Origin of the sequence: Actinoplanes sp. NPDC020271, from assembly GCF_044388125.1 — a bacterium.
Taxonomy (GTDB): Bacteria; Actinomycetota; Actinomycetes; order Mycobacteriales; family Micromonosporaceae; genus Actinoplanes.
The window spans coordinates 162153-172557 of sequence record NZ_JBIRWQ010000003.1 but is presented as its reverse complement, the minus strand read 5'-3'; the positions used below and the strand labels follow the sequence as shown (position 1 = coordinate 172557).

Below are 10405 nucleotides of genomic sequence, written 5' to 3'. Positions count from 1 at the left end.
GGCGGGGCCCCGGCCCCCCCGCCCCCCCCCCCGGGGGGGCGCGCGGGCGGGGCCCCCCCCCCCGCCGGGGGGCCCCCCCCGGGGGGCGGGCGGCCCCCCCCCCCCCGGCCCCCCCCCCGCCGGAGAGCGCGACTCGTGCCGGGGGATCGAGCGCAGCGGCGCTCGCGTCGTACGCGCACATGGAATTGATCATCTTCAGTCGAAGAGGGCGCCGGCAGTGCCGTCGACCGGACGGCCGCGGGCGGCCAGCTCGTCCGCCTGGTACTTGAGGAGCGCGCCCAGCTCCTGCATGTCGGCCGCGGCCACGCCGGTCCGCTTCACCGCGTCGGCCGCGTTGCGGAACCAGGTACGCGTGAGCAGCCCCGTCACCAGCGCGGCGTGCACCCGCGCGTCGGCGATCATGACGAGCGCGGCATCCGTGTCATACCACTGGGTGAGCCGGATGGCCCGCTGCCGAGCGCCGTTCGCGGTCGCCCAGTCGTGCCGCGCGAGCTGGGTGAACTCGGCCGGCCGGGCCTCGCCGAGCAGGTTCTGATGGGCCTCGCGCAGCTCGGCGAAGCAGTCCTTCGGGTCGTGCAGCGGGAACGTCGTCAGGTACCGATCGGCCAGCAGCGGCCACCGCGGGGTCAACTGACGGGCCTTGACCAGCGCCTCCTCGGCGGCCAGCACCTCCAGCTCGACCGGGATGCCCTCGACCTTGCGCAACGTCGGCCGCGGCCCGGTCCGCGGCCGGTACGTGAGGACCACCAGGTTCACGTCGCTGGTGTCGGTGTCGTCGCCGTGCGCGATCGAGCCGCGCACCCCGACCGCCTGCACCTCGGACGGCCATCGGCGCTGCACCGCGTCGGCGAGCCGGACGGCGAGCGCACCGCGCGGGGACGTGGTGTCGATCTCCTCGATCACCACCCCATTCTCTGTCCTCAGGCCGCCGGGCGACCGGGAAAGATCAGGGTCAGCGGCGTGACCTGGGCGAGCTTGCGCCACTTGGTCGCGCGAACTGCGGAGTCGGTCAAAGCCGACAGCGCGTCGGCCCGCTGCGCGCTCTCGGTGACCGGCAGCACGACCCGCCAGGCCTGGGCCACACCGTCCTCGATCTGGATCGCGAGTTTCAGCGCGGTCGCCCGGTCCTGCACCGGGAACGGCAGCTCGTAACCGGGCGGGGTGGGCGCGGTGCTCGCCTGCAACGCCGCCAGCTGCTCGACCAGGTCGTCGCGGCGGGCGCGGTGCGTGTCCTCGGCGGCCCGGGCCTGGTCCTGCTCGGAGCCCTCGGTGAGATGGACGCCGATCAACCCGTACGCCCAGATGGCCGCGTCCTCGGCGGCCAGAGCCGAGGAAAGTTCCTCTTTCACGTTCCGAAAACTAGCGCAGCGCCTCGGCGTGAGTGGCGCGGGCCGCGGCTATCGAACCGACCAGCGCGGCCCGGGCGGCCGGAGCGGCCTTGCACGCGGCGACCGCGGTCTTCTGCGCGGCCAGCTCGGCGGTGCGCAGGGCGGCCACGCTGTCGGCCACGGCGGGCGCGGCGGACGCGCTCGGCCGGGTCGTGCCGATCACCTTGGCCAACTCGGTGGCGTGCGCGCGGTGGGCCTGGCTCAGCGGGGTGAGTCTCGCGCTCAGCGACTGGTCGGTGAGGATCACCCGGTCGTACGCCGAGGCCAGCGCGAGCGCCTCGTCCAGCACCGGCTGCAGGGCGTCCGGCCCCTTCGGTGGCTCGGGATCGTCGTCGAAGAGCCCGCAACCGCTCAGTGTGACCAGACCGGTCAGGGCGCCGGTCGCACCCAGCACCCGGCGGCGGGTGTGTCCTGAATCGCTCATCCGCACCGGGTCAGTCAACACCATCCCCTTCGAGGATGAAGTGCCGGGCCGCTGACCTGCGGATCAGGTGGTTTTGGTGCGGCGCTGCGCCGCTTCACCGGTCGGCGCGTTACGCTCTGCGTCAGCCGCGGGGCCACCGACTGCCCGGCGGCATATAGTCGTTGCAGCACAAAAGTGAGGGAAAGGTCGAGCCCGATGACGCAGCGTGGTCGCGCCGGGGCCCGGCCCGGTGGTCGCCCGAGTGGCCGGCGGAGCCGGCCGGAGCCGGACACCCGGAGCACTCCCGTCGCTCCGCGGATCGATCTGACCGCGGCCCGCGCCCGGTTGCGCGAGGTCGTCGAGCCGGTGGTCGCCAAGGCCGGTTACGACCTGGAGGATCTGTCGCTGACCCGGGCCGGTCGCCGGTTCGTGGTGCGCGTGATGATCGACGCCGACGGCGGGATCGGCCTGGACGACGTGGCCGTGGTCTCCCGGGAGATCTCCGAGGCCCTGGATGCCGCGGATGAGCACGGCGGTGAGCTCCTCGCGGGGGAGTATCAACTGGAGGTCGGGTCGCCCGGGGTGGACCGGCCGCTGACCCAGCCCCGGCACTGGCGCCGCAACGTCGGCCGCCTGGTCGCGGTGAACGGGGTGACCGGCCGCGTGCTGAGCACCGACGACGACGGCGTGACACTCGACGTGGACGGCAAGGAGCACCGGGTGGCCTGGGCCGACCTGGGCGCCGGCAAGGTCCAGATCGAGTTCAAGCGGATGGACGACGCCGACTTCGGCGACGACGACGACGATGACGAAGAAGACGAAGGGGAGGGCGAGGAATGAACATCGACCTCGCGGCGCTGCGCGCCCTGGAGCGCGAGCGGGAGATCCCGTTCGAGACGATCCTCGCGGCCATCGAGACCGCGCTGCTCACGGCGTACCGGCACACCGACGGTGCGGAAGGTCACGCCCGGGTGGAGATCGACCGTAAGAGCGGCGTCGCCTCGGTGCTGGCGCAGGAGCTGGACGCGGACGGCACGGTCGTGCGCGAGTGGGACGACACGCCCCACGACTTCGGCCGGATCGCCGCGATGACCGCCAAGCAGGTCATCCTGCAGCGGCTCCGGGAGGCCACCGACGAGCAGCACTTCGGGGAGTATGCGGGCCGCGACGGTGACCTGGTCACCGGCGTGGTGCAGGCCGACGCCGCCCGCGCCGAGAAGGGCATCGTGATCGTCGACCTGGGCAAGCTGGAGGCGGTGCTGCCGCAGTCCGAGCAGGTCCCGGGCGAGTCCTACGAGCACGGTTCCCGCCTGCGCTGCATCGTCGTGCACGTGGCCAAGGGTTTCCGCGGCCCGCAGATCACCCTGTCCCGCTCGCACCCGGCGCTGGTGAAGAAGCTGTTCGCACTCGAGGTGCCGGAGATCGCCGACGGCACCGTGGAGATCGCCGCGATCGCCCGTGAGTCCGGTCACCGCACCAAGATCGCGGTGCGCTCGACCGTCCAGGGCGTGAACGCGAAGGGTGCCTGCATCGGCCCGATGGGCCAGCGGGTCCGCGCGGTGATGAGCGAGCTGCACGGTGAGAAAATCGACATCATCGACTGGTCGGACGACCCGGCGCAGTTCGTCGGCAACGCGCTCTCACCGGCGAAGGCGCTGCGGGTCGACGTCGTGGATCTCTCCACCCGGACGGCCCGGGTGACTGTGCCCGATTTCCAGTTGTCCCTGGCCATCGGCCGGGAGGGGCAGAACGCTCGGCTCGCCGCCCGGCTCACCGGGTGGCGCATCGACATCCGCCCGGACAATGAACCCGCTCAAGTCGTGGACCGTGATGCGGCCGAGGCGGGGAACTGACCGGATACGCGGTCGCCGCGATCGAGGGGTAGACTTGCTCTCGGTCGGCCCGACGCGAACCTGCGTCGGCTGCCGCAAACGCGCGCCGGCCGCTTCATTGCTGCGGTTCGTCGCGGTCGGATCCGGGAAAGACCTCCGGCTTCAGCCCGATCCAAGCCGCCGACTGCCGGGCCGGGGAGCACACCTGCATCCCGATCCGGTCTGCCTCGGGCAGGCGGAGCGACGTCACGCTTTCGGGCGTGCGTTGCGTCTCACCGGTGTTGCTGACGCCGGACTGCTTGCCGAGCACATCCGAACGGTCTCCGTGCCGTCCGGAACCACTGATGACGTGGCGTCCTCGCCCCGTCACGACCCAGCAAGGTAGGACGACCCAGATGAGCACTCGATGAAGTCCCTGAAATGACCAGGCTTCTAGTGCACGAGTGAGGTCTGTGCGGGCACTGCTCGCACGACCTCGAGATGAGGAGTGCAGTGCCAGGCAAGGCCCGCGTTCACGAGCTCGCCAAAGAGCTCGGGGTCGACAGCAAGACCGTGCTCGCCACATTGAAGGACATGGGCGAGTTCGTTAAGTCCGCATCCAGCACCGTCGAGGCCCCGGTGGCCCGGCGGCTCCGTGGCGCCCTCGAGGCGGCCGGCAGCGTCCCCGCGGCTCCGTCCGCGCCGGCCGCGGCCAGCTCCGCCCCGTCCGGCGGCGCCGCCAATCCGTCCGCGGCGCCGCGTCCCGGCCCGCCGTCGGTCCGTCCGCAGCCCCCGCGCCGTCCCGGGCCCACGCCCGGTCCCGGCTCGTCGTCGGCTGCACCGACCTCTCCGGCTCCGTCGCCCGGGCCCTCGGCCCGTCCGGCGCCGGTTCCCGGCCGTCCGGGTCCGCGACCCGGCCCGGTCAGCAAGCCGGCCAGCGCGCACGACATCGAGGTGGCGGCCGCCGAGGCACGCGCCCAGGCGTTGAAGGCCGAGCAGGAGGCCGCTGTCAAGGCGGCGCAGGCGGCTCAGGCCGCCCGCACCCGGGATGCCGAGCGCCGCGAGACCGAGCGCCGGAACAACCCGCAGGCCCCGGCGGCTCCGGCCGAGGGTGGCCCGCGTGGTCCGCGTCCCGGTCCCGGTGGCATGGGCCCGCGTCCGGGTTCCCCGGCCGCCGGTCGTCCCGGCCCCGGTGGCCAGGGCGGTCAGGGTGGTCCCCGTCCGGGTCCGGCCGGTGGCGCTCCGCGCCCGCCGGCGCGTGGTCCCGGTAACAACCCGTTCGGTGTCTCCGGTGGTGCCGGTCAGCGGCCCTCGCCGGCCTCGATGCCGCGTCCCAACACGCCCGGCATGCCGCCGCGGCCGAGCCCGGCGTCGATGCCGCCGCGGCCCAGCCCCGCGTCCATGCCCTCGCAGCGTCCCGCCGGTCCCGGCGGCGGTCGTGGCGGCCCCGGCGGTGGCGCCGGTCGTCCCGGCGGTCCCGGTGGCGGTCGTGGCGGTCCGGGTGGCGGCGGTGGCGGCTTCCGTCCCGGTGGCGGCGGCGGTGGCGGTGGCTTCCGCGGCGGTCCCGGTGGGGGCGGCGGCGGTGGCGGCGGTTTCCGTCCCGGTGGCGGCGGCGGTGGCGGTTTCCGTCCCGGTGGCGGTGGCCCCGGTGGCGGTGGCGGCGGTCCCGTCGGCGCTGGTGCTCCGGGTCGTCCCGGTGGTGCCGGTGGTCGCGGCCGTGGCGGTGGCGCGGCGGGTGCCTTCGGGCGTCCCGGCGGCCGGCCGACGCGTGGCCGCAAGTCGAAGAAGCAGCGGCGTCAAGAGTTCGACAACCTGTCGGCTCCGCAGATGAGCTCGGGCGCTCCGCGCGGTCAGGGTCAGGAGATCCGGCTGTCGCGTGGTGCCTCGCTGTCCGACTTCGCCGACAAGATCAACGCCAACCCGGGCTCGCTCGTCCAGGAGATGTTCAACCTGGGTGAGATGGTCACGGCGACGCAGTCGGTCTCCGACGACACGCTGCTGCTGCTCGGTGAGCACCTCGGCTTCGATGTCAAGATCGTCAGCCCCGAGGACGAGGACCGTGAGCTGCTCGCGCAGTTCAACATCAACCTCGACGCCGAGGTGGCGGAGGACCGTCTGGTCACCCGTCCCCCGGTCGTGACGGTGATGGGTCACGTCGACCACGGTAAGACGAAGCTGCTCGACGCGATCCGCAAGACCAACGTGGTCGCCGGCGAGGCGGGTGGCATCACCCAGCACATCGGCGCCTACCAGGTCATCGTTCCCCACCAGGGGGAAGAGCGGGCCATCACCTTCATCGACACCCCGGGTCACGAGGCGTTCACCGCCATGCGTGCCCGTGGTGCCCAGGTCACCGACATCGTCATCCTCGTGGTGGCGGCGGACGACGGCGTGATGCCGCAGACGGTCGAGGCGCTCAACCACGCCAAGGCCGCCGAGGTGCCGATCGTGGTCGCGGTGAACAAGGTCGACAAGCCGGACGCCAACCCGGACAAGGTCCGGCAGCAGCTGACGGACTACGGCCTGCTCGCCGAGGAGTACGGCGGCGACACGATGTTCGTCAACGTCGCGGCGAAGCCCGGCATCGGCATCGATGACCTCCTCGAGGCCATCCTGCTGACCGCCGACGCGTCGCTGGAGCTGACCGCCCCGATCGACGGCCCGGCTCAGGGTGTCGCGGTCGAGGCGCACCTGGACAAGGGCCGCGGCGCCGTCGCGACCGTCCTGGTGCAGAAGGGCACGCTCCGGGCCGGCGACTCGATCGTGGCGGGTGGCGCGCACGGCCGCGTCCGCGCCATGCTCGACGAGAACGGCAAGCAGGTCGCCGAGGCCGGTCCGGCCCGTCCGGTCCTGGTGCTGGGTCTGACGTCGGTGCCCAGCGCCGGCGACACGTTCCTGGCCGCCGAGGACGACCGCACGGTCCGCCAGATCGCCGAGCAGCGTCAGGCGCGCCGTCGTGCGGCCGCCTTCGCGAACTCCGGTGCCAAGGCCACGCTCGAGACGCTCATGGCCCAGCTGAAGGAGGGCGAGAAGACCTCGCTCACGCTGGTCATCAAGGGCGACAGCTCGGGTTCGGTCGAGGCCCTGGAAGACGCGCTGTTCAAGATCGAGATTCCGGACGAGATCCAGCTCAAGGTCATCCACCGCGGTGTCGGTGCGATCACCGAGAGCGACGTCAACCTGGCGTCGGCCTCGTCGGAGCAGACCGCGACGATCATCGGCTTCAACGTCCGGGCCTCGAACAAGGTCAAGGAGATGGCCGACCGCGCCGGCGTGGAGATCCGCTACTACAGCGTGATCTACCAGGCCATCGAGGAGATCGAGGCGGCGCTCAAGGGCCTGCTCAAGCCGGAGTACGAAGAGGTCGAGCTGGGCACGGCGGAGATCCGCGAGGTCTTCCGCTCGTCCAAGATTGGTCTGATCGCCGGCTGTATCGTCCGGTCCGGTCTCATCCGGCGCAACACCAAGGCGCGGATCATCCGCGAGGGCACGGTCGTGGCGGAGAACGTCACGATCAGCTCGCTCAAGCGGTTCAAGGACGACGCGACCGAGGTCCGCGAGGGCTTCGAGTGTGGTCTGACGTTCGGTGGGTTCGGCACGCCGCAGATCGGCGACGTGATCGAGACCTTCGAGATGCGCGAGAAGCCGCGGGCCTGATCCCCGGCTGACGTGAGCGGCCCCGGCGGGTTACCCGCCGGGGCCGCCCCGTTTCCCCGCTGGGAAGATGGGCGGCATGTCCCGCTACGCCATGCTGCTCGCCCCGTCCGCCAACCGCGTCTACGCCGACCAGGCGTCCCGCATGTCCCAGGCGGAACTGGCCGCGTTCGCCCCGGTGCTGTCGTCGGCGCCGGAGGAGATCGGGATCACCGTGATCGGCGGCGTGGAATACCTGACGTTCACCGCCGAGCTGAGCCCGCGCGACGTCGCCCACGTGTCCAACCTGTCGTCGGCGTACGCGCTGTTCGAACTGGTCGGGGAGGATCTGCTCCGGCCGCACACGCTGACTCCGCTGGCCCGCTACGACAGCGACCTGATCACCATCCCGAAGTATGCCGGGAAGACCAACGAGCAGTTCACCAAGCTGGTGCTGAACCTGACCCTGCTCGCGTCGGCGTCCGCCGGGAAGATGCTCGACGGGCACCTCACCGTCCTCGACCCGCTCTGCGGCCGGGGGACGACCCTCAACCAGGCTCTGATGTACGGCTACGACGCGCTCGGCGTGGAGATCGACGGCAAGGACGTCGAGGCGTACAAGTTGTTCCTGCAGACCTGGCTCAAGCGCAAGCGCCTCAAGCACACCGCCGACCTGGTGCCGATGCGCCGCCAGGGCCGCCGTGCCGCCCGCCGTCTCGAGGTCACGATGGCCGCCAGCAAGGACGACCACAAGGCCGGCGCCGTGCAGAAGGTGACCGTCCTGCATGCCGACACCACGCAGCTCGACGGGCTGATCCGGGGCAACGTGGCCGACGTCCTGGTGGCGGACCTGCCGTACGGGGTGGCGCACGGCTCCTACGACGACGCCGGTGGCATCTCCCGCCGCCCGCTGGACCTGCTGGAGCGGGCCGTGCCGGAGTGGCTGCCGCTGCTGCGTCCCGGCGGCGCGATCGGCCTGTCCTGGAACACCAAGGTGGCCCGGCGTGAACTGGCCGAGGACATCCTGATCGCCGCCGGTCTGGAGATCGTCGAGCACGAGAACCTGTCGCACCGGGTCGACCAGGGCATCGAGCGCGACGTCGTGGTCGCAAGGAAAAGGGGCTGACCAGGGCGGCAACTCGGCGTAGCCTTCTTCGCTGATGTATACCGAGACCGCAGTCTTCGATTTGCTCCTGCCCGGTGACTCCCGCTCGCTCAAGCAGAAGCGCTCGTACGTCCGCCCGATCATCGCGATGCTGAAGAAGTTCGAGGTGAGCGCCGCCGAGGTCGGTTTCCACGACCTGCACGGCCGGGCGCAGATCGGGGTGGCGGTGGTCGCCCCGGATCCCGCACAGGCTCGATCGGTGATCGACACCTGCGAGAACCAGATGGCCGGCCGCCCGGAGATCGAGTTGTTGTCGGTCAAACGCCGCCTTTACGGCGACGACGACTGAAAGACCGGATGGGTAGGCTTCAGCAGTTGAGGCGGGGGCAACGTTGACCCGCGGGTTACACAGTCGGAGGTGGGCGAGATGTCGGATCCGGCCAAGACGCGACGGCACGCTGAGCGTGTTCGTGAGCTGGTGGCCTCGCTGGTGCGGGAGATCAAGGATCCCCGCATGGGCATGGTGACGGTCACGGACGCCCGGATCACCGGTGACCTCCGTGAGGCGACCGTGTTCTACACCGTTCTGGGCGATGCCACCGAGCAGGCGTCCACGGCGGCGGCGCTGGAGAGTGCCAAGGGCATGCTGCGCAGCCGGGTCGGCCACGCGCTCGGGTTGCGGCACTCGCCGAGCCTGGCGTTCAAGGCCGACAACGTGCAGGAGAACGTGAAGGAGATCGACGATCTGCTGGCCGCCGCGCGCCACCGGGACGAGGAGGTCCAGCGGTTGGCGGCCGGTAAGAAGTACGCCGGCGACCCCGACCCGTACAAGGTCGAGGAGCCGGAGGAGGACGAGCCCGAGTCCGAGCGGGTGGGAGCCCGCGAGGACCTCGGGTGACACTGCCGTCGACCGAGCCCGCCGCCGAGCAGTGGGAGGCCGCCGTCACGGCGGTCCGCGCGCTCGGCGGCGACGCCGAGATCCAGCTGATCTGCCACGTGAGCCCGGACGGGGACGCGCTCGGCAGCATGCTCGGGTTCGGTCTGGCGCTGCGGCGGCTGGGGTTCACCCGGGTCCGGGCGACGTTTCCGGGCGAGTTCCGCGTCCCCACGCCGTACGCGGATCTGCCCGGTATTGATCTTCTGGTCCCGGAGACGGATGCCTTCGCCGACCCGGCTCTGTTCCTGATCTTCGACGTGGCCGCCGAGTCGAGGCTGGTCGGCCTGGCCGGCCGGGTCGCGGCAGCGCCGGTCAGCGTCGTGCTCGACCACCACGCGTCGAACACCGGCTTCGGCACGATCCAGCTGGTGGACCCGCGGGCCGCGGCCACCTCGGTGCTCGCCGAGCAGCTCGTCGCCCGGCTGGGTGTGCCGCTGGACGCGGAGATCGCCGAGTGCTTCTACGTGGCGCTGGCGACCGACACCGGGTCGTTCAAGTTCGAGGCGACGACGGTCGCGGTGCACGAGCTGGCCGCGCGGCTGATCGCCACCGGGCTGAAACCGGGGGACATCTCCCGGCGGATCTTCGACACCCGGCCGTTCGGGGCGATGAAGCTGACCGGTGAGGTGCTCGGCCGGGCCGTGCTGGAGCCGTCCGCGGCGGGTGGGCGCGGCCTGGTCTGGACCTGGGCCACGCTGGCCGATCTCGAAAGGCACGACCAGCCGCCGTACGTGCTGGACACGCTGATCGACCCGGTGCGCTCGGCCGCCGAGGCGGATGTGACGGTGCTCGTCAAGCAGGTGGCCGAGCGCGAGTGGGCGGTGTCGCTGCGGAGCAAGGGCGCGGTCGACGTGAGCCGCCTGGCGATGTCCCAGGGTGGCGGAGGTCATCGCCTCGCCGCCGGGTTCACCGGGTTCGGGGAGTCGGGTGAGGTGGTGGACACCGTGCGTCAGCTACTTGACGATTATCTGAACTGACGTCGTTTCTACAGCTCATAGGGGGTCGTCCGAAAGGGCGGCCCCCTTTGTTTCTTCCCGGATCGCGGGAACCGCCCGTGCGATGGGTTGATTGAACGTTAGTTTGGGTCCTGAACGGTGATTTGGTTTTGCGAGGCTGACACCTCCGCCT

Annotated in this window: 11 protein-coding genes; 8 read left to right on the top strand and 3 right to left on the bottom strand. The window is 71.5% G+C overall.

Annotated elements, in window-relative coordinates; translation table 11 throughout:
- Window positions 1-195 precede the first annotated feature (195 nt).
- From ACH442_RS08110 to ACH442_RS08100, 3 genes are read right to left on the bottom strand one after another with little or no spacing between them, the layout of a single operon-like run.
- Window positions 196-906, bottom strand: coding sequence for a nucleotidyltransferase domain-containing protein (locus ACH442_RS08110; RefSeq protein WP_396337228.1), 711 nt, complete (start codon window positions 904-906; stop codon window positions 196-198).
- 14 nt (window positions 907-920) lie between these two features.
- Window positions 921-1349 (bottom strand): ferritin-like domain-containing protein, encoded by a 429-nt coding sequence (locus tag ACH442_RS08105; RefSeq protein WP_396337227.1) that lies wholly within the window; start codon window positions 1347-1349, stop codon window positions 921-923.
- Window positions 1350-1359: 10 nt separating this feature from the next.
- Window positions 1360-1836, bottom strand: a complete 477-nt coding sequence (locus ACH442_RS08100; protein WP_396337226.1) for a hypothetical protein — start codon at window positions 1834-1836, stop codon at window positions 1360-1362.
- 171 nt (window positions 1837-2007) lie between these two features.
- Between ACH442_RS08100 and rimP the strand changes: the two genes are divergently transcribed.
- The 8 genes from rimP to ACH442_RS08060 all read left to right on the top strand — a co-directional run bounded on the left by rimP (window position 2008) and on the right by ACH442_RS08060 (window position 10254).
- Window positions 2008-2631, top strand: a complete 624-nt coding sequence (rimP, locus tag ACH442_RS08095) for a ribosome maturation factor RimP (protein WP_396337225.1) — start codon at window positions 2008-2010, stop codon at window positions 2629-2631.
- The gene (nusA, locus tag ACH442_RS08090; RefSeq protein WP_396337224.1) at window positions 2628-3644 is read left to right on the top strand and encodes a transcription termination factor NusA; all 1017 of its coding nucleotides are present in this window, start codon (window positions 2628-2630) and stop codon (window positions 3642-3644) included. Before rimP ends, nusA begins: the two co-directional genes overlap by 4 nt.
- A complete protein-coding gene (locus tag ACH442_RS08085; RefSeq protein ID WP_396337223.1) occupies window positions 3595-4008 on the top strand; it encodes a YlxR family protein in 414 nt (137 codons plus the stop codon). The genes nusA and ACH442_RS08085 overlap by 50 nt, the downstream gene beginning before the upstream one ends.
- A gap of 107 nt (window positions 4009-4115) precedes the next feature.
- Window positions 4116-7259, top strand: a complete 3144-nt coding sequence (infB, locus tag ACH442_RS08080; RefSeq protein ID WP_396337222.1) for a translation initiation factor IF-2 — start codon at window positions 4116-4118, stop codon at window positions 7257-7259.
- Between the two features lie 76 nt (window positions 7260-7335).
- The gene (locus ACH442_RS08075; protein ID WP_396337221.1) at window positions 7336-8361 is read left to right on the top strand and encodes a TRM11 family SAM-dependent methyltransferase; all 1026 of its coding nucleotides are present in this window, start codon (window positions 7336-7338) and stop codon (window positions 8359-8361) included.
- Between the two features lie 34 nt (window positions 8362-8395).
- On the top strand, window positions 8396-8689 hold the full coding sequence (locus tag ACH442_RS08070; protein ID WP_396337220.1) for a DUF503 domain-containing protein: 294 nt from the start codon (window positions 8396-8398) through the stop codon (window positions 8687-8689).
- 78 nt (window positions 8690-8767) lie between these two features.
- Window positions 8768-9238 (top strand): 30S ribosome-binding factor RbfA, encoded by a 471-nt coding sequence (rbfA, locus tag ACH442_RS08065; protein ID WP_396337219.1) that lies wholly within the window; start codon window positions 8768-8770, stop codon window positions 9236-9238.
- Window positions 9235-10254, top strand: coding sequence for a bifunctional oligoribonuclease/PAP phosphatase NrnA (locus ACH442_RS08060; RefSeq protein WP_396337218.1), 1020 nt, complete (start codon window positions 9235-9237; stop codon window positions 10252-10254). The genes rbfA and ACH442_RS08060 overlap by 4 nt, the downstream gene beginning before the upstream one ends.
- Window positions 10255-10405: the final 151 nt, after the last annotated feature.